Here is a 21928-nt window from a genome sequence, read left to right as displayed (position 1 = left end):
TCTCGCTATTCCGGCCCGGGCGTGCTGCTCTGGACCTGTGGGTCGGCGAGGTTCCCGGAGGTGATCATTTCTGTCCGGCGGGGTAGTGGTGCGCGCATGTGATACTTCGTTCGGATGAGCGCACCAATGTGATCGACTTTGCTGGAACGATCCCCCTTCTGAGGCCGTTCCCGTACGACGAGTTCGACTAGGAGGTACGACGCGTGGCCTCCGGCCCCAGCGAACCGCCGCGGCGACCGCCGGGTGACGACGACCCCCGTCCCGAGGGCGCGTCAGAGCCGCAATCCCCTGAAGAGCCCAAGATCCGGCACTCCCCACCCGGTCCCACCGACGATCGGGCGAGAGGTTTACCGCTGACCTCCCCTTGGGGCATGCCGCCGTTCGCCGCTCCGATCACGGACGGCGAGCCGCAGGAGCCGCCGTCCAAGGGACGCATGCCCTACAGTTCGCCGACGGCCGAGCCCGAGGTCGAGCCGCGCCGGCGGCCCCGCCGCATCGTCAACCGGCCCGACAAGCTCGTCGCCGGCAGCCCCCTCCGCCCCGAGCCGCCGCCGGAGCCCCCATCGGACGACGCGCCGGGGAACCATCGCCCCCAGCCACCGGCGGAGGAGCCGGAGACCCGGCGGCCCTGGACATCGGATCCGCAGCCGCCCGCGACGGAGAGCCCGCGTCTCGAACCCGCCGACCCCGAACCGGAAGAGACGTCCCGGGAGGAGCCACAGGCCGGCGAACGCGAGGCCGCGTCTCGGCGGACGCCTCCGTACCGCCTGGTGTACCCCCTTGAGAACCCGGACCAGCCGCAGGACGACGAGCCTGACGAAAGCGAGGAGCCGGAGGTGCGGCGCGTCGGCCGCCCACCGGCCGGCCGCCCCACGAGACCCGACCTCCTGGTCGCCTCGGGCACGCCGCGCCCCGGCGGGTCGGGCGGCAGGCACCACAGAGGCCCGGCCCCGTCCGCGGTCCGCCGGTCGACGCCCGTACGCGCGCGCAGCAGGCCCGCCCCCGTGGTCGCCGTCGTCGCCGTCGTGATCCTGGTGGCCGCGGGCGTGCTCGTGTGGCAGTGGAGCGACGGCGACGGTCCCGGCCTGCGCCTGGAGGCGGGCACCGGACGTTCGGGAGACGAGCTGTTCACCGTCCCCGCCGCGGGCGACGGCACCAACCAGAAGCTCAACGACATGACCTCGGTGGGCCGCGCGGTCGTGGCGGTCGGCAGCGACACCACGAGCCCCACCCCGCGCCCGCTCTTCCTGTTCTCCCCCGACGGGGGCAAGACCTGGCAGCTCGGCCAGGTGAACGGCGCCTCCACGCCCACGGTCCAGCGGGTCGTCGGCGGCGCGGGCCGCTGGCTGGCCAGCGGCGGCGACGGCGTCTCGGGCGAGCGCGGCCTGTGGACGAGCGACGACGGGTTCACCTGGACGGCCGTGGAGGCGTCCGGGCTGGCCGCGTTCAGGGCCGGCGACCAGATCAACGACATCGCCAGGACGGCGTCCGGGTTCGTCGCCGCGGGACGCGCGACGGGCGACGGCGGCTCGGGCCCGGCGCTCTGGCGCTCGGGCGACGGCAGGACCTGGGAGCGCGTCGAGGCCAGGAACCTTGAGGTACGCGAGATCAAGGCGGTCGTGGCCAAGGGCGACACCGCCGTGGCCGTCGGGCAGCCCGACGAGGGCGCGGGATCACGCGTGCTGCGCTCGTCGGACGGCGGGCGCACCTGGCGGGCGACCGATTTCCAGCTCCCCGAGGCCGAGCCGCGCGCAGGGACGCTGGCCGTCCTGCCCAAGCAGTTCGTGCTGGTGCCGACGCGGCAGCGGACGATCGAGGGGAACGTGCGCGTCTACTGCTCGCCGACGGGCGCGCAGTGGTCGCAGTGCGGCTCCATCGGCAACCTGAGCGGCCAGAGCGTCGGCGTCGAGTCGCTGATCTCCTACCAGTCGGGCGTCGCGGCGATCACGCAGGCCGGGCTCGGCCTCTACTCGGTGCTGACCACGAAGGACGGGCGCGGCTGGGGCAAACGGGCCGACCTCGGCAACCTGCCGGGCGCCACGCTGCGCGGCTTCACGATCTCCGACGGCGGCACCCTGTTCGCCGGCGGCGACCAGGCGGCCTCCGACGTCGACAACCAGCTCGTGCTGATGGCCGCGCCGCCGCGCGGGGCCGCCGCGCGCGTGCGGCTCGGCGGGGTCGAGGGCCTGACGCGCATCGCCCGCGAGACCGCCGCGCTGACCAGCTACGGCGGCCGGTACGTCGCCGTCGGCTCGGCCTCGGGCGACGCCGGGCTGTGGACGATCAAGAACTGGCAGAGCTGGAAGTCCATGAGCCTCGGCGGACCCGGCAGGCAGACACTGGAGGACGTGGCCCACGGCAGCCGCGGCTGGCTGGCCGTCGGCGGCACGGAGACGAGCGCGGCGCTCACCGACCCGCTCCTGGTCACCTCGGAGGACGGCGAGAGCTGGAAGCGGGTGAACGTCTCCGGCGACCTGGCACACGACCCCGACCATCCGTATGTGGAGACCCATGCGGTCACGGCGGGCAAGGAGGGTTACGTGCTGGCCGGGGAGACCAGGGACCAGTCGGGCGTGCCCGCCGCCGCCCTGTGGTTCACGCCGGACCTGCGCAAGTTCACCAGGTCGAAGAAGCTGCCGCAGGGCGGCTCTGGCGTGCGCGTCCACGACGTGGTCGCCACCGGAGACGGCTACCTGGCGGTGGGCGGCTCCGGCGGCGCCGACCAGGAGAGCAGCGTGGTCTGGCACTCCGAGGACGGGGTGAACTGGAGCGCGCGCAGGCGGGTGGCCCCGCAGGACGCCACGTCGGCAGGGTTCCGCCGCGTCATGACTTATCAGGACAAGCTGGTGGCCATCGGCACCGCCATCGCGGGCGGCTCCCGGCGCGCCTTCGCGGCCGTCTCCGCCGACGACGGCACGACCTGGGAGACGGCCTGGCTGCCGGCCGACCAGGCGGCCTCGGTGTACGACCTGGCGGCGGCCGATGAGGGCCTGGTGGCCGTCGGCTGGCACGGCGTGCAGGGCGAGGGCGACAGCGCGGCATGGACCTCGCAGGACGGCCTGTCGTGGAACCGGATGACGCTGACCAAGGACCGGCTGGCGGGCCAGGGGGCGCAGTGGCTGTCGGCGGTCGCGGTGTCGGGATCGGAGGTCGTGGCACTCGGGCGGTCGACGACGTACAACGCCGACCACCTGATCCTCTGGACCTCCAGCCTCACCGCGAACCGGTAGCGGGTGGCCTGGCCACCCGCTCAGCCCGGCAGCACGCCCCACTCGCCGAGCGCTTCGAGCAGGCCCTCCGCCAGCGGCAGCCGTACCAGCTCGTCCATGTCGCACCAGCGCACGTCGGCGGCGTCGTCCCCGGCGACGGGTACCCCGGACGAGATTCTGGCGAGGTAATCGCGGATCACGTACGTGACTCCAGCAGGCCCTGGACGGTCCACCGTGCCGGCCAGGCGCCCCACCTGCACGCGCAGCCCGGTCTCCTCAAGGACCTCGCGTCGCAGCCCCTGGAGGTCCGTCTCGCCCGGTTCCAGGCGGCCCCCGGGGATGGACCACAGGCCCATTGCAGGTGGATGGCCCCGCTTGATGAGGAGAAGCCGGTCAGAGGCGTCGAAGATGATCGCGCCCACACAATTTACGCGCACATGACCAAGATTACGACGGGACAACGAGAAGCGGCCTTGACGGGGCCGCGCCGGAGAAAGCACCGTGGGTAGTTGTGAGAGCGGCTCCAACCTGTCCACGGTGCTTTGGCCCGCTTCACGCGCCGAGCGCCTGGTCGAGTGCGTATCGATGCGATACGCACGGTGACGTCCTGCCGTATCAACCGCCGTGGCCGCCGACCTCCACCGCGCTGGAGGCGATGCGCAAGAGCTCCGTGGTACCCGTGTGGCTGCCATGGCCGCTGCCCACCGGCTGGCTGGTGACCGGGTTCGGGGAGGTGGGCGACCAGCGCAGCGGCGCCCGCGCCAGCCTGGTCGCGCTGACCGGGCCCTCACTGCTGGAAGGGCCGGCCGACCTGCTCGTCATCGCCGAGGAGCCGGGCGTCGGGATCGGCGCGGCCCTGGCCGGGCTCGACGGGCCCGACCCGGGCGAGGGATTCGACTCAGGCCCCCCGAACGCCAAGATCGACGTTCTTGGCCATCCCACGGCGCTGTGGTGCGTGGACGCGCCCGACGACCGGGCCGTCTACGCCGGTGAGGCGATGGGAAACTGGCTGTGGACGATCTGCTGGCCCGCCGACGCCGGCTGCATGATCGCGCTGGCCGAGCTCTCCCTGCTCGACGCCCGCGACCATGAGCTGGACGTGCCGTTCGGGGCGTTCTCACCCAGGCTGGAGGATTAGCGATTCGCGCTCTCATGGGAACGGGCTAGAGTTCGGAGGCGTGACAGCGCGTATCGAGCGAGTGGTGACCGATGGTGTCGTGGAGATCGACGGCACCGAGCACAAGGTCGAGAACAACACCTGGATCATTGGCGACGATGACGAGGTGATCGTGATCGACCCGGCGCGTGACGCCGACAAGATCCTGGAGCAGGTGGGCGAGCGCGAAGTGCTGGCCGTCATCTGCACGGCGGGGCTGCCCGACCACGTCGGGGCCGCCATCGAGGTGGCCAGCAGAGACGAGGCCGTGGTCGCCCTGCACCCCAAGGACAAGCCGCTGTGGCGGGAGACCTGGTCGGAGACCTGGCCCGACATCGACATGGAGGACGACGGCATCTTCGAGGTCGCCGACGTCCAGCTCGACGTCATGGAGACGCCCGGCGTCTCGCCCGGCGGCGTGTCGCTCTACTGCGAGGCGCTCTCCGCCGTCTTCACCGGCAAGGCCCTGCAGGCCGACGGCCCCGGCAAGCTCGGCGGCGAATATCCTGCCCTGCCCGACCAGCTCACCTCGATCGGCGGCCGGCTGTTCACGCTGCCGGCCGACACGCGGGTGCTGGCCGTCCACGGCGACGAGGTCACGGTCGGCGACCTGGAGCCGCACTTCGACGACTGGGTGTCCGGTTCGCTGACGCGCTCCGACAGTGACGACGCCGAGGCCGAGGGCCCTCTGACCGACGGCACCAAGATCTCCGGCATCAGGCTCAACCCGAACGACGACTAGCCGCGTCTTCCGCACGCCACTGCCGTTTCTCCACCCCGCCGCACGTCGGCGGGGCAGGGTTCGGCGATCGAGCCCGCCTTTACGGAGTGAGGTCACATGAACGCAGTGCGGGGTCAGCTTCCGCTGGAGGGGATGCCGCGGCGGCTGTATTCGTGCACGCCGTCGCGGTTGAACACCTGGCTCGACTGCCGCCGCCGCTACCGGTTCACCTATCTGGACCGGCCGCAGCCGGCCAAGGGGCCCGCCTGGGCGCACAACAGCGTCGGGGCGAGTGTGCACAACGCGCTGGCCGGGTGGTGGCGGGAGCCGTACGAGCGCAGGACCCCGCTGACGGCGTCCATCCTGGTCACGAACGGGTGGATCACCGAGGGGTTCAGGGACGCCGAGCAGTCGGCGCGGTGGCTCGGCCGCGCCCGCGACCTCGTGTCCGGATATGTCGCGACTCTGGATCCGGCTGACGACCCGGTCGGCGTCGAGCGCACGGTCGCCACGCGCACCAAGGTCATCGCCCTGTCGGGCCGCATCGACCGGCTCGACCGGCGCGGCGACGAACTGGTCGTGGTCGACTACAAGACCGGGCGCCGGCCGCTCTCCCAGGACGACGCCCGCTCCTCGCTCGCCCTGGCCGTCTACGCCATCGCCGCCTCCACGATGATGCGCACGCCCTGCCACACGGTCGAGCTCCACCATCTGCCCACCGGCGAGATCCTTGAGTGGCGGCACACCGACGAGTCCCTGGCCCGCCACCTGGCGCGGGCCGAGGAGATGGCGATGGAGGCGTCGGAGGCCGACGAGCGCTACCGGGCGGCGGTGGCCGCGCCCGAGCGCGGGCAGTCCGCCGAGCGGGCCCCCGCGGCGGTGCCCGGCGAGATCGACGAGCTGTTCGCGCCCAGCCCCGGCCCCATCTGCTCGTGGTGCGACTTCCGCCGCCACTGCCCGCAGGGGCAGGCGGCCGGTCCCGAACGTCAACCGTGGGATGCGTTATCGGACTAGGTCGGTAAAGCGCGGTTATGGTCCATATGTGAAGCATGTGGGCCGGTTACCGGCGGCGGTGGCGTTGGGGGCGCTGTTCAATCCCCTCAACTCATCCATGATCGCCGTGGCGCTGGCCCACATCGAGGCCGAGTTCCATGTCGGGATCGCCGCCGTGACCTGGCTGGCCGCGGGGTTCTACCTGACCGGCATCCTGGTACCGCCGGTCATGGGGACACTGGCCGACAGGTTCGGGCCGAGGCGGGTGTTCTGCGCAGGGCTGGTGACGATGGCGGTCACGGGCGTGCTGGCCGCGCTGGCGCCGTCGTACCCGGCGCTGCTGGTCGTGCGGCTGCTGCAGGCGTTCGGGAGCTGCGCGACGATGCCCGCGGGCATGGCGATCGTGCAGGCCGCGATGCCCGGCGAGGACGGCAGGCCGCCGCCGCGCGTCATCGCGATGATCTCGATGGTGCTGACCGCGAGCGCCGCCGCGGGGCCGGTGCTCAGCGGGTTCCTGGTGTCGTTGTGGGGCTGGCGGGCGATCTTCCTGGTGAACGTCCCGCTCGCGGCGGTCGCGTTCGCCGTGGCGCTGCGCTGGCTGCCCAGGGTGCGCGTGGACGCGCGCGGCCAGGCCCTGCTGCCCCGCCTGAGGCCCCAGTTGCTGGCGACCTGCGCCCAGTTCTCGCTCGTCAACGTGATCTTCTACTCGGCGTTCTTCGTGCTGCCGCTGTGGGCGCAGCGCTCGGCCGGCCTGCCCGCGCACATCGCGGGCCTGCTCGTGCTGCCCATGGCCGCCCTGGCGATCGTCACGACGCCCGTCGCCATGGCCCTGGCCGCCCGCGCGGGCATGCGGGTCGTGCTGCTGCTGAGCGCGGCGCTGCTGCTCGCCGGCTCCTGCGTGCTGCTCGCGGTCGGGCCCGTCGGCCTCGCGCCGGTGGCCGCCGCGCTGCTGGGGGTGGCGTCGGCGTTCAGCCAGTTCGGGTTGAACTCGCTGGTCTTCGTGCACGCCGACGGCCGCGACACCGGGGTCGCGGTGGGGTTCTTCCAGTCCTCCAGGTACGTGGGGGCCGCAGCGGCCTCGTCCCTGCTGGGCGTGCTGTTCGACGGCACCGGCATGCGGGGCAGCGCGCTCATCATGATCGGCGTTTCGGTCGTCGTGCTGGCCTCGGGCGCGCTGCTGCCCGTCAGGCGGCCCGCGCCTTCGGCCGGCGGCGGGGATCGGTCAGGCCCCTGAGCCCCTTGCCGACGTCGTATCCGGCCGCGCCCAGACGCTCTCTGGACGCCCGCAACATCGCCCGCGTGGCCGGCATGAACGCGTGGTCGTGCACGTTCTCGGGCAGCGCGTTCATGCCCAGCCTGAACGCCTTCAGCGCCGCGGTGACGCTCGCTCTGGGCACCTCGGGCAGCGCGCGGTACATCCCCCTGGCCCAGTCGGGCAGCGAGTAGTAGCACAGCGCGCCGAACGGGAAGTAGGCGGGCTTGCCCGGCGACAGCAGCCGCAACTCCCTCGGCAGCCTCGGCCACAGCAGGAACCGCACGGTGGCCGCCGCCTCCTCGGTCACCCGCAGGCCGGGGCGTACCCGCTTGAAGTAGGCGTCCATCTCCGCGCACGAGCCGGGCACGTCGTCGGGGTGCAGTCCGACGTAGGAGGCGCTCTTGCGCTGCTCGTCCAGGTACCGGTCGGCCTGGCGTTCGGTGAGGCCGAGCCCGCCGCGCCTGGCCACCTCCAGGTATGACGACACCTCCGCGCAGTGCACCCACAGCAGCAGCTCGGGATCGTCGACCCGGTGCGTCCTGCCGGTGTCGGGGTCGTGGATGCGCAGCGCCTTGTGGATGCCGCGCACCCGGCGGCCGATCTCGCCGGCCTCCTCGGGGCTGCCGAACGTCACCCGCCCCACGAAGTCGGCGGTGCGGCGCAGCCGTCCGAACGGGTCCTCCTGGAAGTTGGAGTTCTGCCAGACGCCGCGCATGGCCAGCGGGTGCAGCGCCTGAAGCATGAGGCCGCGGACGCCGCCGATCCACATCGACCGGTCGAGGTGCACCTGCCAGGTCACACTCTCGGGAGGCTGGACGACGATGTGCTCCATGCCATCCATGGTAAGCGAACAGTTACATCATGGTGGATCTAAGGTCCAAATAGTGCTTCTCAGCCGTGTTCCAGAAGCGCACGAGCGCCGCCGCCGTCGTCTCCGGCGCCTCGACGGCCGGGGAGTGGACCGCGCCCGGCACGACCACGCACTCCGCCCCGAGCCTGGCCGCCATCTCCGACTGCGTCTGGGGCGGCCAGCCGTCGTCGTGCTCCCCGTACAACACCAGCGTGGGCACCTCGATCTGGCGCAGCTCGTCGGTGCGGTCGTGCATGGTGAGCACCTGCTCGGCCATGCGGGTCAGACCGATGGGGGAGTTGGTGATCAGGCGCTTGTGCAGGAAGACCATGATGTCGTCGGAGACGTCGTTGGCCAGCGCCTCGGGCTCGAGCCTGTGGTGCCACACGTGCTCGAGACCCAGCTCGGGCACCTCTTCCATGATCTTCCTGCCGTTGCGGGCCCGCCTGCCCTTGATGGCCGCGGGCCCGGAGCTCATCAGCGTCAGCGAGGCGAACTTGGTGCGTCCGTCGACGGCCGCCTCCCTGGCCACCAGCCCGCCGAAGGAGTGGCCGACCAGGTGGACGGGGTCGCCGCCGCCGATCACCTGGGCGAGCAGGTCGACGTCGGCGCCCAGAGCGGCGCAGGTGTAGGCGTCGGGGTCCTCGGGGCCGGGCGTCTCGAACTGGCCGCGCAGGTCGACGGCCACCACCCGGCGGCCCGACTGGGCCAGCGTCATCAGGACCGCGATGAAGTCCTCTTTGCTGCCCGTCACGCCGGGGACGAGGAGGGCGGGCCAGCGCTCAACCACACCACTGACCGGAAGCGCCTCCAGGGCCGCGAACGTGCCCTGTGGCGTTTCGATTCTCTGTGGTGCGACGCCAGGAGGCAGATCGAGGAATCGCGGCGTACTCACGTGGGGCAACAATACCCAGAGGTCAGCGCCTCGACACCGGCAAGGCCATGACGCAGGGGCGAGTTATGAGGAGTTGTCGGGCCCGACGAGGGCCACGGGCCCCCGGAAGGGCGGCGGGCGGGCCTCCAAGGGCCTCATGGACGGCGCTGAGCGGGCTCCTGCGGTCCTGGCGTGCTCGGCGGGGTGCCGGGATGGGGTGGTGCGCTGTGGCGGCTCGTCAGGAGCGCGTACGGCTCGCGCGCTTCTTTGTGACGCCTGCTGGACGTGGGCAGGATGGGGCCGCGGTGCCGGTTGAGAGGGTGTCGCGCGTCCCGGCGGGCCCCTGACATACGGAAGGCGCGCACCCGGCTCGGGCGCGCGCCTGCGTCGATGAGGATGTCAGCCGGTTCGGCGCCGGTTGCCGCCCCCACCGCGTGACTGGCGCCGCTGCTGGCGGCGCTCGCTGGCGGCGGACGGGGCGATGTCGTCGTCGTCCGTGGCCAGGTCGGGCGACTGGAAGATCACCGCGAACGGGCTGGCCGGGACGATGCGCTCGGACTCCGTGCGGACCGGGGCCGGCGGCGTGGTGAAGGCCGGCTCGGCCACGGCCGCGACCTCGGGCTCGTGCGCGGTCACCGGCTCGGCGACGGTCCTGCGCGTGCGGGCGGTCTTGATGGGCGCCTCCTCGGTGTCGGCGGTGCGTCGAGAGCGGGTGGTCTTGACCGGTGCCTCAGGGGCCTCGGTGAGCGCCTGCTCGATGGCCGACGACGCCGCTCCCCTGCGCGTACGGGTGCGCCTGGGCTCGGCGGCGGCCGCCTGGATCTCGTCGGGTGTGAAGATCGCGGGAGTCTCCTCCGCCTTGGCATCCACGAGCTCGACCTCCGGCGTCTCTGCGGGTGCGTTGTCGGCCAGCTCCCTGCCGCCACGGGTGCGACGGCGCTGGCGCGGTGTGCGGGCGGGGCGTTCGTCGCGCTCGTCACGGCGACGGCCACCGCGTCCGCGGACCCGGCCGGTCTCTCCGAGGTCCTCGATGCGCTCGGCCGACAGCCCGGCACGTGACCGGTTGGCGTGCGGCAGGACGCCCTTGGTGCCCTCGGGGATGTCCAGCTCGGAGTAGACGTGGGGAGAGGTGGAGTAGGTCTCCTCGGGCTCGGCGAACTCCAGCCCGAGCATCTGGTTGATCATCTTCCAGCGGGTCAGCTCCTCCCACTCCACGAACGTGACCGCGATGCCCGTGCGCCCGGCCCGGCCGGTGCGGCCGATGCGGTGCACGTAGGTCTTGTCGTCGGTGGGGCAGTCGTAGTTGACCACGTGGGTGACGTCGTCGATGTCGATGCCGCGGGCCGCCACGTCGGTGGCCACCAGCACGTCGATCTTGCCGTTGCGGAAGGCGCGCAGCGCCTGCTCGCGCTGGCCCTGGCCGAGGTCGCCGTGCACGGCCGCGACCGCGAAGCCACGCGTGTCGAGCTGCTCGGCGACCATGTCGCAGGCCCGCTTGGTCTCGCAGAAGACCATGGTGAGCCCGCGGCCGTTGGCCTGCAGCAGCCGCCCGACGATCTCGATCTTGTCCATCCGGTGGGCCCGCCACACGAGCTGGCGCACCTGCGGCGTGGTCTCGCCCTCGCCGCTGTCATGCTCGGCGCGAACGTGGGTCGGACGGTTGAGGTACTTGCGCGACAGCGCGACGATCTCGCCCGGCATGGTCGCCGAGAACAACATCGTCTGCCGCTGCGCGGGGATCAGCTTGAAGATGCGCTCGATGTCGGGCAGGAAACCCAGGTCGAGCATGCGGTCGGCCTCGTCGAGCACGAGACTCGTGACCTGGCTCAGGTCGAGGTGCTTCTGCTTGATCAGGTCGAGCAGACGGCCGGGGGTGCCGACGATGACGTCGACGCCGGCCTTGAGCGCCTCGATCTGGGGCTCGTACGCCCGGCCGCCGTAAACGGTCAGGACGCGCGACCCGAGCTTGCCCGCGGCGGTGACGAGGTCCTCGCTCACCTGCACGGCCAGCTCACGGGTCGGCACGACGACGAGCCCGCGGGGCTTCTTGCGGTTCTTGCGCGGCTTGCCGATGCTCTGCAGCATGGCGATGCCGAACGCGTAGGTCTTGCCCGTGCCCGTGCGTGCCTGGCCGATCAGGTCCTGGCCGCCCAGGGCGAGCGGGAGTGCCATCTCTTGGATGGGGAACGGTGTGACGATGCCCTCGGTCTCAAGGGCATCGGCGATCTCTGGTGTGACTCCGAGGTCTCGGAAAGTCGTCAGCGTGGCCTGCCTCAGTCTCAAATGAAGGCGGGCCTGCCGGGACCGACGGGCGGAAAACAGCCCCCGTGTCGTGGGTCCTCGCGGTAGAGCCAGCCCTCTCGCGTCATCAGCGACCGCCCACCCGGGGAATCGGGGGTTATTCGGGGGATTCCCCCGAATTTACGCAGTGCGGTCGCACTTTCACAGAGCAGTGTACTCGATACCACAACGCTGGCCGAGCTTGCGTATGTTCCCGAAGATTCCCCGAAGTACGCTGCCTTTCATGAAGGAGTCTCCAGGAGTCGTCGACCTGCTCGGCGTGCTGGCCTACGCGGAGCTCAGCGCCTACGCGCGGATGACCGAGGACGCCGTCACGCTGGCGCCCTCGCTGGGCGACCGCGCCGCGCTGAGCGAGCTGGCCGTGACCGAGTACGCCCATTTCCGCCTGCTGCGCGACCGGCTGGCCGACCTCGGGGCCGATCCTGACGAGGCGATGTCGCCGTTCGTCGAGGCCCTGGACGCCTGGCACACCCTGACCAGGCCGAGCGACTGGCTGCAGGCGCTGGTCAAGACGTACGTGGGCGACGGCATCGCGCTCGACTTCTACCGGGAGGCCGCCAGGCACCTCGATCCCTCGATCGCCGAACTGGTCGACGAGGTGCTCGTCGACGAGGGGCGCTCGCAGTTCGCGGTCGAACGGGTCAGGGCCGGGATCGAGGCCGAGCCCGCGGCTGCGGCGCGGCTGGCGCTGTGGGCGCGGCGGCTGGTCGGCGAGGCGCTCAGCCAGGGGCAGCAGGTGGCCTCGGTGCGGCCGGAGCTGGCGCGGCTGCTGGTGGAGTCGGGTCCGGCCGACATTTCCCGACTTTTCGCGACTTTGCAGGAAGCGCACGGCAAGCGCATGGCCGCCATGGGCCTCTGAACCCGCCGTACCGGTCCGTCCATCGGGGCGGCGCGCGCGACGACGTGCCCCGCCGCCGCCCCAGCTCGCACCCCTGACCCCGGCGCGCGCTTCGCCGCCGCGCCAGGCCACGGGCCACGGTCGGCACGTCTCAGCACGCGGGATACCGGCATGCGAGATCACGGCATGCGAGATCACGGCATGCGAGGTTCCCGGCACGCGGGGTCATGGCATGCGGGGTTTCGGCACGTGGGATCACGGCGCACGCGTCACTGTGTCCGGACGCGCGAGCCGTACCCGTACCCTCTAGCGTGGGCTCAGAGCGTGCCGCCGAAGCCGACCGGCCGCGACTCGTCCTCGCCGATCTCGACGAAACCGAGTGAGGCCACCGGTATGACCACGCGCCTGCCCTTCACGTCGGTCAGGGCGAAGACGCCGCCACGATCGACGGAGAGCGCGTTCCTGATCTCATCTTCGACCTGCTCGGCGGACAGGTCGGTCTCGACAACGATTTCGCGGTGTACCGAACGTATGCCGATCTTGACTTCCATCGTGGCTCCCTAGTCGACGGGCCTGGCTCAGTTCCCATCGTGGCCGTTGGACCGGCGAAAAGGGCGGGTGATCGCGCCCAGCGAACGGTTTATGCCGTACGCGGAAAACCGCTGATGCCGCGCCAGGCCAGACGAGCCATGAGTTGCTCGGCCGCGTCCTTGGGGATCGAGCCGTGCGTGGTGACCCAGTAGCGGGCGCTCACCTCCGCCATGCCCACCAGGCCGACCCCGAGCAGATGCGCCTCGTCGCTGGTGCACCCGGTGTCCTCCTGGATGAGCTCGCTGACCATCTCCGCGCACTCGCGCAGCGAACGCTCCACGCGCTGCCGGACGGGCGCGACGTTGCGCAGGTCGGACTCGAAGACGAGGCGGAAGGCCTCGCCCTGCGAGGAGACGAAGTCGAAGAACGCGCTGAACGTGGCCTGGACGCGCAGTTTGTTCTCCTGGGTGGACGCCAGCGCCTCCCTGCAGCGGTTGACCATGTCGTCGACGTGCAGGTCGAGCAGCGCCAGATAGAGCTCCAGCTTGCCGGGGAAGTGCTGGTAGAGCACCGGCTTGCTGACCCCCGCCCGGTCGGCGATCTCGTCCATGGCGGCCGCGTGATAGCCGTTCTCGACGAACACTTCCTGCGCGGCGCTCAGAAGCTGCCTGCGGCGGGCGAGTCGGGGCAGCCGGGTGCCCCGGGGCTTGGCGTCCGGGGTTGCGGTCACGCGGGTCTCCATAGGTTTCTCAGCGGACTGTGCGCACATCCTACGTGCGAGTAGGCGCGGCATCAGCGACACCGGTGACACGGCGATCGCACAGCGCTCTCGCCCGTGTGCCGGGCCGCCTCAGCGGTATTCGTCGTCGTCGAGATCCACTACGCGGTCCTGATCGGCCGCGTCGGCGGGATCGACGTCGAGCGGCACCTCACGGCGGAACGGCGTCGCGTTCTGGCTGATCTCCCGGTGCTGTTCCGCGGCGTCGGCCTCGGGCGTCTCGATCGACAACTCCTCCTCTTCGTCGTAGGAGCGCTCGTTCCCGCGAATGTCCATCTCCGACATCTTCTGGTCCCCCTCTTGGTGTGGACGGAACCAGCCTACGCCCGGCCGAAAAGGTCGCCACGCTTCTCCGCCCTGGCGAGTACGTCCGGAGCCAGGAACACCAGCTCCTCGGCATGTTCGCAGCCCTCGACCTCCTCCCACCTCAGCGGCGTCGACACGGTCGGCCGCTCCTGGGCCCGCAACGAGTAGGGGGCCACGGTGGTCTTGGCAGGGTTGTTCTGACTCCAGTCGATGAACACCTTGCCCGGCCTGGCCTTCCTCGCCATGACGCTGACGATCTCCTTGGGATGCTCCTTCTCCAGGCGCTGGGCCAGCCTCTTGGCGTAGGCGGAGGGTTTCTCGCGGCAGTCCCAGTCCGCGTACAACTGCAGGCCCTTGCTCCCGCTGGTCTTCGGCCTGGCGGTGAGCCCCTCCTCCTGCAGCACCTCGCGCAGCAGCAGCGCCACCCGGCAGCACTCGACGATCGTCGCGGGCGGGCCGGGATCGAGGTCGAACACCAGCGTGTCGGGCGGCAGCGCCCGTCCGTCCTCGTCCACGCGCCACTGGGGGACGTGGAGTTCCAGAGCGGCGAGGTTGGCGTAGTAGACGAGGGTCGGCAGGTCGTCGATGACGGCGAAGTCGATGGTCTCGCGGTTCTTGGTGCTGCCCGGTGCGGGCAGCCTGACCCGCCTGACCCAGCCCGGGGTGTGGTCGGGGGCGTTCTTCTCGAAGAAGGACGGGCCGGCGACGCCGTTCGGGAAGCGCTTGACGGTCAGGGGGCGGCCCAGGAGATGGGGGAGCAGCACGGGGGCGACACGGCTGTAGTAGTCGATGACCTCGGCCTTGGTGAAGCCGTACTCGGGGTAGAGCACCTTGTCGAGGTTGCTCAGCGTGAGCGCACGGCCGTCGACCTTGACCGGCACCTTCATCGGATCACCTCCGCGGGGAGCTTGTCGGGGCGCAGGCCGCGCCACACGGGGTGTCGCAGGCGCTGCTCGTCGGTCCACATGGTGAAGGCCACCTCCCCGACCAGATCCGGCCTGACCCATCGGTTCCGCCACGGAACCTCGTTGCGGAACGGGCTGCGCGGCACCTCCAGCGGACGCAGCGTCCGGTAGAGGTCGTCGAGCACGGCGTCGGTGAAGCCGGTGCCGACGTGCCCGACGTACGTCAGCCCCGCGCCGGTGAACACGCCCATGACCAGCGAACCGATCCCGCCCGCCCGGCGTCCTTTGCCCGGCTTCCAGCCGCCGATCACGATCTCCCTGGTGGTCAGGTTCTTCACCTTGATCCACCAGGGCGAGCGCGTGCCGGCCCGGTAGGGCGAGTCGAGCCGCTTGGCGACCACCCCCTCCAGCCCCTGCTCGTGCGTGGCGCCGAGCAGGTCGGACGCGCCGGGGAAGTACGGGGGCGCGCCGACGTCCAGCTCGTCGAGGAGCGCCCGCCGGTCGCGGTAGGCCAGGTCGAAGAGCGGTACGCCGTCCAGGAAGAGCAGGTCGAACGGCATGTACGTGATCGGGTACAGCTCCAGCATGACCGGTTCTGGATCGGTCAGGTGCATCCGCCGTTGCAGCCGTTCGAAACTGGGCCGCCCGCCGGGGTCGAGCGCCACGACTTCGCCGTCGATGATCGCGTTCTTTACCCCGAACCCCGAAATTTCCGGATACCGCCGCGTGTACTCCACCCCATGCCGCCCCGTCACCCTCAGCCCGCCGTCGAGGTGGAGGATGGCGCGGATGCCGTCCCACTTCACCTCGAGTCCGTACCGCTCGCGATCGAAGGGCAGTTCCCCAGGTACGGCCAGCATTGGTTCGACTGGGTATGGCATTGGTTGCCCCATGACGGGTATGTGCCCATTGGTGTGCCGTTGAGAGCTTGAGGAGTGCCCATGCGCAGCATCTGGAAAGGTGCGATCTCCTTTGGCCTGGTCACAATACCGGTCAAGCTCTACTCGGCGACCGAGCAGAAGGACGTCACGTTCCACCAGGTGCACCGCGAGGACGGCGGCAGGATCCGCTACAAGCGCGTGTGCACGCTCGACGGCGAAGAGATCCCCTACGCCGACATCGCCAAGGGCTACGAACTGCCCACGGGCGAGATGGTCGTCCTCACCGACGAGGACTTCGAGGACCTGCCGCTGAGCACCTCACGCAGGATCGACGTCCTGCAGTTCGCCCCGGCCGAGCAGATCGACCCGATCTACTTCGCCAAGTCGTACTTCCTGGAGCCCGACGCCCAGGGCGCGAAGCCGTACGTCCTGCTCCGCAACGCCCTGGAGAGCTCGGGACAGGTCGCGGTGGTGAAGGTGGCGCTGCGTCAGCGGGAGTCGCTGGCCACGTTGCGCGTACGCGACGGCGTCTTCGTCCTGGAGACCATGCTCTGGCCCGACGAGATCCGCAGGCCCGACTTCGCCTTCCTCGAAGAGGACGTCGAGGTACGGCCCCAGGAACTCAAGATGGCAGAGTCGCTGATCACCACGATGGAGTCCGACTTCGACCCGGCCGAGTACCACGACACCTACCGCGAGGCGCTGCAGAAGGTGATCGAGGCGAAGGTGGCGGGCAAAGAGGTCATCGTGCCTCCCGAGGAGGAGGAAGCCCGTCCCGCCGTGGACCTCATGGCCGCTCTGCGGGCCAGCGTCGAGGCGGCCAAGCGCGAGCGCGAGGGCGAGCCGGCCAAGCCGAAGAAGGCGGCGGGCAAGGCCAAGGACGAGGAGAAGGCCGCACCCAAGCGCAAGCCGCGCAAAACCGCCTGACGGCCCTTCATCGCTGCGACACGCTGAGCTGTCGCGTGCTCGAATGCGGGTACGCTGAGCTGTCGCGTCCCCGAATAGCCGCGGCGTCCCCGAATGCGGACGCGCTGAGCCGTGGTGTGCCTGAATGCGGGCCGTGAATCACCGCCTGCCGCTGTGCCGCACCCTGCGACGAGTATGAACCAGGCGAAGCATGGGCGCGCGTCCGAGGATCATCGATCTGGACATTTCCGACATTTCATCTTATTTCATTGTATTAGCCTTTAAGGCGAGCAATAAGATTGTTAATGCATAGCAAAGATGAGTGTTTGCTGTTTGTCCGCCTCTAGCCTCGGAAATGACGCTTATCGGATGGCTCATCGTGGTCGTCCAGGCTCGTTTCCGGGAAACCGGAAAGTCGAGTACGGGGCAATCGATCCTTTAGGGGGAAAACGCAATGCCCAAGCTCAAGAGTGTTCTCGCGGGTCTCGCCATCGGCACCGCCATGACCGGCGGCGCTGTCGCCGCGGGCGCCGCCACCACCACCGCCAGCGCGAACGCCGCCACCCAGATCAGCACGGCCACCCCCGTCCTGACCGGGCACTGCGGTGCGCGCCGCTGCGGCTGGGGCGGCTGGGGCCGACGCGGCTGGGGCTGGGGCCGCCGGCACCACGAGAACACCAATGTTCGGGTCAACATCGACAACTTCAACCACAACCTGAATCGCTCCGACCGCCGGGAGCGCCGGGAGCGCCGGGAGCACCGGCACCACGACGGCCAGACCTGGTAACAACCGTGCGCTGATGACGTAGGGGTGGGGGACCGCACGTCATGGGTGGTCCGTGCTTTCTGGCGCGGTTCGGCCTGGGGCTTCTTTTCTCCTAGTCTTCCACGGTAGTTCTTTCTGCGAGGGCTCTCTCGACTTCGGTCGAGAGGGCCCTCGCTTTGTCATGTCCGGACTTGTTCGCTCCTGACGGGACACCGGATGGCGGGTGAGGTTATGGGGATGTGTGGCATCAGGCAAGAATAGGCAATGACGGTTTGTGGGTGCTTCGTACGGTTATATGCATGGTGCGGATGTCCGGTTACCCACCGTTTTCGGTTGGTTACTAGTCTTTCGTGGCATTTCTCCGGACTTTCCCGGCTCTGCCTCTTTTTGGGGGGTCGATCGGGGGCGAAAGAACCGGGGAGATGTGAGAACGGGGCAATCGATCCTTTAGGGGGAAAACGCAATGCCCAAGCTCAAGAGTGTTATCGCAGGTCTCGCCATCGGCACCGCCATGACCGGCGGCGCTGTCGCCGCGGGCGCCGCCACCACCACCGTCAGCGCGAGTGCCGCCACCCAGGTCAGCACGGCCACCCCCGTCCTGACCGGGCACTGCGGTGGATGGCGCCGCTGCGGCTGGGGCGGCTGGGGCCGGCGCGGCTGGGGCCGCCACCACAACAGGAACCGCGTCAAGGTCGTCGTCGTCAACAGGAACAACAACATCAACCTCAACGAGAACCGTCGCCGCCACCACCACCACGACGATGACGAGTGGTAAAAAGCGGTAAGCCGGAGTGAGTGGTAACCGGAACAGGCGGTAGCGGGAACGGGTTGTGAAACCCGGGCCCCACGCCCGAACCAGCGGCGCGTTCCCCGCGCCGTCCCAGGAGTCCGCACACGCGATGTACTCCAACCACCACAAGTGCCCGTATTCGCAGGGATCGGCCTCGTCCAACCCAGACGACGCCACCCACCGAATACGGGCACTTCCCCTTTTCCCCGCTACTCCAGGACGACAACGCACCCGCGCCCCCGCAAGCCCCCAACCGGACACGCCCCCAGCCTTCCCCCTTCGGAGCCGACTGACGGACCCCGGCCAACAAGAACACAGAGACCAGGCTTTACCCCAGACTCCGGCCAACGGGCTCGGGACTCAGCCGGCCAGGCTCGGAGGATGGGCGTGGAGGGCAAGATTCGGCTGATGGGACTCGGCTGGCCGGGTTCGGGGGGACGGGCGTGCGATGGTGCCCAAGTCCTCCCGCGAGTGCTCTGCCTCGGTACGACCGGATCCACGGTACGGGGAGGCGCCTCAACGCGCTGGAGACACCTGGGCGGAGGGGGCGGGGGCGATCGGGGGCGTGGGTGAGGTCGCATTCGGCCTCGGCGAGTGCCCCACCGAGCGGTGGATCGATGAGCTGGCAGCAGGTCGCCTTGCCAGCCCGGACGCGGTCGAACGGGCGAGAAGTCACACCTTGCTCTGCCTGGTCTTCGGTGAACTGGCGGTGCCGGAAAGGGGAAGTGCCCGTATTCGGTGGCGTGGGCGTCGTCCGGGTGGGGACGAGGCCGGGCCCTGGCGAATACGGGCACTTGTGGTGGTTGGAGTGCATCGCGTGTGCGGACTCCTGGGACGGCGCGGGGAACGCGCCGCGGGTTCAGGCGTGGGCCTGGGCGGTGCAACCTGTTCCGGTTACCACCCGGGCCGGCCGCCGCCTGTTCCCGTCACCACGTGTTCCGGTTGCCACCTGCGGCATTACCACCACACGTCACGGCCGTGGTCGTGGTCACGACGCTCCTGCTCGTGGCGGCGGTTCTCGTTGATGTTGTTGTTCCTGTTGATGATGATGATCCGGATCCGGCTGTTGTGGTGGCGCTTACGGCCCCAGCCCCAGCCTCGGCCGCCCCAGCCGCAGCGGCGCTCACCGCAGTGACCGGTCAGGACGGGGGTGGCCGTGCTGACCTGGGTGGCGGCGTTCGCGCTGGCGGTGGTGGTGGCGGCGCCCGCGGCGACAGCGCCGCCGGTCATGGCAGTGCCGATGGCGAGACCTGCGATAACACTCTTGAGCTTGGGCATGTGCGTTTCCCCCTAAAGGATCGATTGCCCCGTTCTCACATCTCCCGGCCTGTTATCCCGGACCGCCCCCTCAAAAAGGGCTGGGTGGGAAAGCCTCAGGAGATGCCACGAAAGACTGGTAACCAACCGAAAACGGTAGGTAACCGGACATCGCACCCTGCATATATCCGCGCGAAACGCCCATAAAACCGCAATTGTCCTTTCTTTCCAGATATCGCACATCCCCATAACCCGGCCCCAGCCCCCAGCCCCGCCGGCGGGGTGAACAAGTCCGGACATGGCAAAGCGAGGACCCTCTCGACCGGAGTCGAGAGAGCCCTCGCAGAAAGAGCTGCTGTGAAAGACGAGGAGAAAGGAAGCCTCAGGCCGAACCGCGCCAGAAAGCACGGACTATCCCCGAGAACCCGAACATCGCCCTGGTCGCCATCCGCCGAATGGCGGTCGAATGACCGTTCATGACTTACGGGCCCTCACCCCTACGCCATCAGCGCACGGGTCAGCTACCAGCGGTTCTGGTGCTCGTGCATGCGGTGTTCGCGGTGCTGCTCACGGCGACGCTCTTCGGCCCTGTTGTCGTTGGTGTTGTGGTTGCGGATGACAACGCAGACCTCGTTGTGACGGCGGTTGTGACGGCCCCAGCCGCCGCCCCAGCCGCCGCCGCCCCAGCCGCGGTGGCGGTTGCAGCGCTGGCGGTCACGGTGGTGGAAGTGATGGAAGTTGCCGCGGCCGATGCCGATGCCGGTGCCGAGGTCGCCGTCACCGCCGAAGTCGCCGCCGCCGTCGCCGTCGTCGTCGAAGCTGGTGGTGTGCAGCGGAGTGGCGTAGGCAGCGGTGATCGAGCCCATGCCGACCACGCCGCCGGTCATGGCGGTGGTGATGGCGAGGCCTGCGATAACACTCTTGAGCTTGGGCATTGCGTTTTCCCCCTAAAGGATCGATTGCCCCGTTCTAGACGTTTCCGGGTACCTGAAAAAGGTCTTGGACGGCTGCTGAAGAGTCATCCGGTGAAAGTCATTTCCGGGGCCGTGGGCGGGCAAACTGGATTCACCCTATTTTGCTATGCATTAAGAATCTTATTGCTTGCATTACACATCTATCCAATGAAATGGCAGGATATGTCCGATTACGTCGTGATCATGGATCGGGATCCATAGGTCGAAGGACGTCTGACCGGCCGGTTTGCCTCGTCCGGTCATGCCGGACAGGCGAGAGGCGACAATGCCCTCGCCGGTTGTCTCGTTGCTGGATGAGGAAATCCGCGAACATATCCGTCGCCACCAGCACCCGCCTCGCATAAAAGGTGCCAGCACTCGCCGCTATTGTCATTGGCGGCATGCTGACGCCTGTCGGTGAGTATCGGGTGTGGGCGGCGGCCATCATTGTTCAGGGATAGCGCGGTCGTCTTCCCTGAAGATGCATTCCGCTCTGTTCGGCTCCTGCGGTGAATGTCGGCCTGTGCCGTATGTCATCACGGTGAGTGCCGCAGTTGTCACGGTGGGTGCCGTTGGTTGTGATGTTCTCCGGCCCATGGCGGCGACAAACGGCACGCGCCAGCTTTTGCCGCACTCTTAGGCTGCGAGGAGATCGATTAGACATCTATGTCATGAAATAGGTGTCTATGTCCGGAAAGCCGCTGCCCATGCCGGATGGTTATCGTTGTTGGAGAAACGACAGGGGGAGGAACCATGGGGGTAGAGCCGGTCCCGCACTGGCCGGGACGCATGATCGGCTCCGTGTACGTCCGATCCACCTCGGCAAGGGGGCCCGAGGAGCAGGCGGTCTTCGTGCACGGCCTGGCCGGATCGGCCACGAACTGGACCGATCTCATGAACGAGCTCAAGGACACCGTCACCGGCCACGCCATCGACCTCCCGGGAGCCGGTTTCTCGCCGGCCCCCGCCGACGGCGACTACACGGTGGCGGCCCACGCGCGCGCCGTGACGGACCTGCTGGAGCAGACGGGCCCGGCCCACCTGTTCGGCAACTCGCTCGGCGGCGCCATCTCCGTCCGGGTCGCCGCGGCCCGCCCCGACCTGGTTCGTTCGCTCACCCTCGTCTCACCCGCCCTGCCCGACCTGCTCCCGCGCTACGGCCCCGCCCGCGTGGCCGCCGCCGCGGTGCCCAAACTGGGCGAATGGGTGGCGAGCAGGCTGCGCCTGCTGCCGGCCGAGCAGCGCGTCAACGCCTCGTTGACGATGGTGTGGGCCAATGCCGGCGCCGTCCACCCGATACGCCTGCGCGATGCCATCGAGGAGGTCCGCAGGCGGGACGACCTGCCGTACTCGGGCGATGCCATGGTCGGCTCGGCCCGGGGGATCGTGGCCGAGTACTTCCGCTGGGGCGATGACAACCTGTGGCGCCAGGCGGCCAAGGTCCAGGCGCCGACGCTGATCGTGCACGGCAGGCACGACCGCCTCGTACGTCCGGCCATGGCGGCCAAGGCGTACCGGACGTTCCCGCAGGTGCGGCTCGTGCTGCTGCCGACGGCGGGGCACGTGGCGATGATGGAGATGCCGCAGGTCGTGGCGGCGGAAGCACGCCGTCTGATCAGTGAGACTCGATTGGGGAATGCCCCACTGCGCAGCTAGGT

General features: G+C 69.5%; 21 protein-coding genes. 10 read left to right on the top strand and 11 right to left on the bottom strand.

Features of this window, described 5'->3' with window-relative positions:
* Positions 1–371 precede the first annotated feature (371 nt).
* Entirely contained in the window at positions 372–3230 is a 2859-nt protein-coding gene (locus ACFOY2_RS33680) for a hypothetical protein (RefSeq protein WP_379532148.1), read from the top strand.
* Positions 3231–3250: 20 nt separating this feature from the next.
* On the opposite strand, the gene ACFOY2_RS33675 is transcribed toward ACFOY2_RS33680, so the two are convergent.
* Entirely contained in the window at positions 3251–3631 is a 381-nt protein-coding gene (locus ACFOY2_RS33675; protein WP_379532243.1) for an NUDIX hydrolase, read from the bottom strand.
* An 89-nt stretch (positions 3632–3720) separates the two neighbouring features.
* Between ACFOY2_RS33675 and ACFOY2_RS33670 the strand changes: the two genes are divergently transcribed.
* The 4 genes from ACFOY2_RS33670 to ACFOY2_RS33655 all read left to right on the top strand — a co-directional run bounded on the left by ACFOY2_RS33670 (position 3721) and on the right by ACFOY2_RS33655 (position 7313).
* Entirely contained in the window at positions 3721–4347 is a 627-nt protein-coding gene (locus ACFOY2_RS33670; protein ID WP_379532147.1) for a DUF6758 family protein, read from the top strand.
* A gap of 40 nt (positions 4348–4387) precedes the next feature.
* Positions 4388–5107: an MBL fold metallo-hydrolase gene (locus ACFOY2_RS33665; RefSeq protein WP_379532146.1), complete on the top strand. Its 720-nt coding sequence runs from the start codon at positions 4388–4390 to the stop codon at positions 5105–5107.
* A gap of 96 nt (positions 5108–5203) precedes the next feature.
* Positions 5204–6100: a RecB family exonuclease gene (locus ACFOY2_RS33660; protein ID WP_379532145.1), complete on the top strand. Its 897-nt coding sequence runs from the start codon at positions 5204–5206 to the stop codon at positions 6098–6100.
* A gap of 28 nt (positions 6101–6128) precedes the next feature.
* Positions 6129–7313 (top strand): MFS transporter, encoded by a 1185-nt coding sequence (locus tag ACFOY2_RS33655; RefSeq protein WP_379532144.1) that lies wholly within the window; start codon positions 6129–6131, stop codon positions 7311–7313.
* Here the strand turns inward: ACFOY2_RS33655 and ACFOY2_RS33650 are convergent.
* From ACFOY2_RS33650 to ACFOY2_RS33640, 3 genes are all read right to left on the bottom strand, one after another.
* Positions 7264–8175, bottom strand: coding sequence for an oxygenase MpaB family protein (locus tag ACFOY2_RS33650; protein ID WP_379532143.1), 912 nt, complete (start codon positions 8173–8175; stop codon positions 7264–7266). The two genes, ACFOY2_RS33655 and ACFOY2_RS33650, sit on opposite strands and share 50 nt — an antisense overlap.
* A gap of 13 nt (positions 8176–8188) precedes the next feature.
* Positions 8189–9079, bottom strand: coding sequence for an alpha/beta fold hydrolase (locus tag ACFOY2_RS33645; protein ID WP_379532142.1), 891 nt, complete (start codon positions 9077–9079; stop codon positions 8189–8191).
* Positions 9080–9457: 378 nt separating this feature from the next.
* Entirely contained in the window at positions 9458–11230 is a 1773-nt protein-coding gene (locus tag ACFOY2_RS33640) for a DEAD/DEAH box helicase (protein WP_379532141.1), read from the bottom strand.
* Between the two features lie 352 nt (positions 11231–11582).
* Here ACFOY2_RS33640 and ACFOY2_RS33635 point away from each other — a divergent pair, with 352 nt between their 5' ends.
* Positions 11583–12218: a ferritin-like fold-containing protein gene (locus ACFOY2_RS33635; protein WP_379532140.1), complete on the top strand. Its 636-nt coding sequence runs from the start codon at positions 11583–11585 to the stop codon at positions 12216–12218.
* Positions 12219–12514: 296 nt separating this feature from the next.
* Here the strand turns inward: ACFOY2_RS33635 and ACFOY2_RS33630 are convergent, their stop codons facing one another.
* From ACFOY2_RS33630 to ligD (ACFOY2_RS33610), 5 genes are all read right to left on the bottom strand, one after another.
* On the bottom strand, positions 12515–12748 hold the full coding sequence (locus ACFOY2_RS33630; RefSeq protein WP_379532139.1) for a DUF3107 domain-containing protein: 234 nt from the start codon (positions 12746–12748) through the stop codon (positions 12515–12517).
* An 89-nt stretch (positions 12749–12837) separates the two neighbouring features.
* Positions 12838–13458: a TetR/AcrR family transcriptional regulator gene (locus tag ACFOY2_RS33625; RefSeq protein ID WP_357822515.1), complete on the bottom strand. Its 621-nt coding sequence runs from the start codon at positions 13456–13458 to the stop codon at positions 12838–12840.
* Between the two features lie 120 nt (positions 13459–13578).
* Positions 13579–13782, bottom strand: coding sequence for a hypothetical protein (locus ACFOY2_RS33620; protein WP_379532138.1), 204 nt, complete (start codon positions 13780–13782; stop codon positions 13579–13581).
* Positions 13783–13826: 44 nt separating this feature from the next.
* Positions 13827–14699 carry a non-homologous end-joining DNA ligase gene (gene ligD, locus ACFOY2_RS33615; protein ID WP_379532137.1) on the bottom strand — a complete coding sequence of 291 codons (873 nt, stop codon included), beginning with the start codon at positions 14697–14699 and terminating at the stop codon, positions 13827–13829.
* On the bottom strand, positions 14696–15598 hold the full coding sequence (gene ligD, locus ACFOY2_RS33610; protein ID WP_379532136.1) for a non-homologous end-joining DNA ligase: 903 nt from the start codon (positions 15596–15598) through the stop codon (positions 14696–14698). The genes ligD (ACFOY2_RS33615) and ligD (ACFOY2_RS33610) overlap by 4 nt, the downstream gene beginning before the upstream one ends.
* Before the next feature lie 60 nt (positions 15599–15658).
* Between ligD (ACFOY2_RS33610) and ku the strand changes: the two genes are divergently transcribed.
* The 3 genes from ku (at position 15659) to ACFOY2_RS33595 (ending at position 18045) form a co-directional block, all read left to right on the top strand.
* Positions 15659–16525 carry a non-homologous end joining protein Ku gene (gene ku / locus ACFOY2_RS33605; protein ID WP_379532135.1) on the top strand — a complete coding sequence of 289 codons (867 nt, stop codon included), beginning with the start codon at positions 15659–15661 and terminating at the stop codon, positions 16523–16525.
* A 433-nt stretch (positions 16526–16958) separates the two neighbouring features.
* A complete protein-coding gene (locus ACFOY2_RS33600; protein ID WP_379532134.1) occupies positions 16959–17291 on the top strand; it encodes a hypothetical protein in 333 nt (110 codons plus the stop codon).
* A 442-nt stretch (positions 17292–17733) separates the two neighbouring features.
* Entirely contained in the window at positions 17734–18045 is a 312-nt protein-coding gene (locus tag ACFOY2_RS33595; RefSeq protein WP_379532133.1) for a hypothetical protein, read from the top strand.
* Between the two features lie 972 nt (positions 18046–19017).
* Here ACFOY2_RS33595 and ACFOY2_RS33590 read toward each other — a convergent pair.
* Positions 19018–19338 carry a hypothetical protein gene (locus tag ACFOY2_RS33590; protein ID WP_379532132.1) on the bottom strand — a complete coding sequence of 107 codons (321 nt, stop codon included), beginning with the start codon at positions 19336–19338 and terminating at the stop codon, positions 19018–19020.
* Positions 19339–19838: 500 nt separating this feature from the next.
* Positions 19839–20252 (bottom strand): hypothetical protein, encoded by a 414-nt coding sequence (locus ACFOY2_RS33585; protein WP_379532131.1) that lies wholly within the window; start codon positions 20250–20252, stop codon positions 19839–19841.
* Between the two features lie 771 nt (positions 20253–21023).
* Between ACFOY2_RS33585 and ACFOY2_RS33580 the strand changes: the two genes are divergently transcribed.
* Entirely contained in the window at positions 21024–21926 is a 903-nt protein-coding gene (locus tag ACFOY2_RS33580) for an alpha/beta fold hydrolase (RefSeq protein ID WP_379532130.1), read from the top strand.
* The last annotated feature ends 2 nt before the right edge of the window (positions 21927–21928 follow it).

This window comes from Nonomuraea purpurea, assembly GCF_042650645.1.
GTDB lineage: Bacteria > Actinomycetota > Actinomycetes > Streptosporangiales > Streptosporangiaceae > Nonomuraea > Nonomuraea purpurea.
This window is presented reverse-complemented; position numbering and strand designations above follow the sequence as displayed.

What these genes read in the sequence shown, in the direction of transcription:
- ACFOY2_RS33680 (WP_379532148.1), top strand. Translation starts at nt 372, where the DNA reads ATGCCGCCGTTCGCCGCTCCGATCACGGACGGCGAGCCGCAGGAGCCG.
- ACFOY2_RS33640 (WP_379532141.1), bottom strand. Translation starts at nt 11,230, where the DNA reads ATGGCACTCCCGCTCGCCCTGGGCGGCCAGGACCTGATCGGCCAGGCA.
- ku (WP_379532135.1), top strand. Translation starts at nt 15,659, where the DNA reads ATGCGCAGCATCTGGAAAGGTGCGATCTCCTTTGGCCTGGTCACAATA.
- ACFOY2_RS33630 (WP_379532139.1), bottom strand. Translation starts at nt 12,748, where the DNA reads ATGGAAGTCAAGATCGGCATACGTTCGGTACACCGCGAAATCGTTGTC.
- ACFOY2_RS33650 (WP_379532143.1), bottom strand. Translation starts at nt 8,175, where the DNA reads ATGGATGGCATGGAGCACATCGTCGTCCAGCCTCCCGAGAGTGTGACC.
- ACFOY2_RS33585 (WP_379532131.1), bottom strand. Translation starts at nt 20,252, where the DNA reads ATGCCCAAGCTCAAGAGTGTTATCGCAGGCCTCGCCATCACCACCGCC.
- ligD (WP_379532137.1), bottom strand. Translation starts at nt 14,699, where the DNA reads ATGAAGGTGCCGGTCAAGGTCGACGGCCGTGCGCTCACGCTGAGCAAC.
- ACFOY2_RS33595 (WP_379532133.1), top strand. Translation starts at nt 17,734, where the DNA reads ATGCCCAAGCTCAAGAGTGTTATCGCAGGTCTCGCCATCGGCACCGCC.
- ACFOY2_RS33580 (WP_379532130.1), top strand. Translation starts at nt 21,024, where the DNA reads ATGGGGGTAGAGCCGGTCCCGCACTGGCCGGGACGCATGATCGGCTCC.
- ACFOY2_RS33660 (WP_379532145.1), top strand. Translation starts at nt 5,204, where the DNA reads ATGAACGCAGTGCGGGGTCAGCTTCCGCTGGAGGGGATGCCGCGGCGG.
- ACFOY2_RS33590 (WP_379532132.1), bottom strand. Translation starts at nt 19,338, where the DNA reads ATGCCCAAGCTCAAGAGTGTTATCGCAGGTCTCGCCATCGGCACTGCC.
- ligD (WP_379532136.1), bottom strand. Translation starts at nt 15,598, where the DNA reads ATGCCATACCCAGTCGAACCAATGCTGGCCGTACCTGGGGAACTGCCC.
- ACFOY2_RS33600 (WP_379532134.1), top strand. Translation starts at nt 16,959, where the DNA reads ATGCCCAAGCTCAAGAGTGTTCTCGCGGGTCTCGCCATCGGCACCGCC.
- ACFOY2_RS33620 (WP_379532138.1), bottom strand. Translation starts at nt 13,782, where the DNA reads ATGGACATTCGCGGGAACGAGCGCTCCTACGACGAAGAGGAGGAGTTG.
- ACFOY2_RS33635 (WP_379532140.1), top strand. Translation starts at nt 11,583, where the DNA reads ATGAAGGAGTCTCCAGGAGTCGTCGACCTGCTCGGCGTGCTGGCCTAC.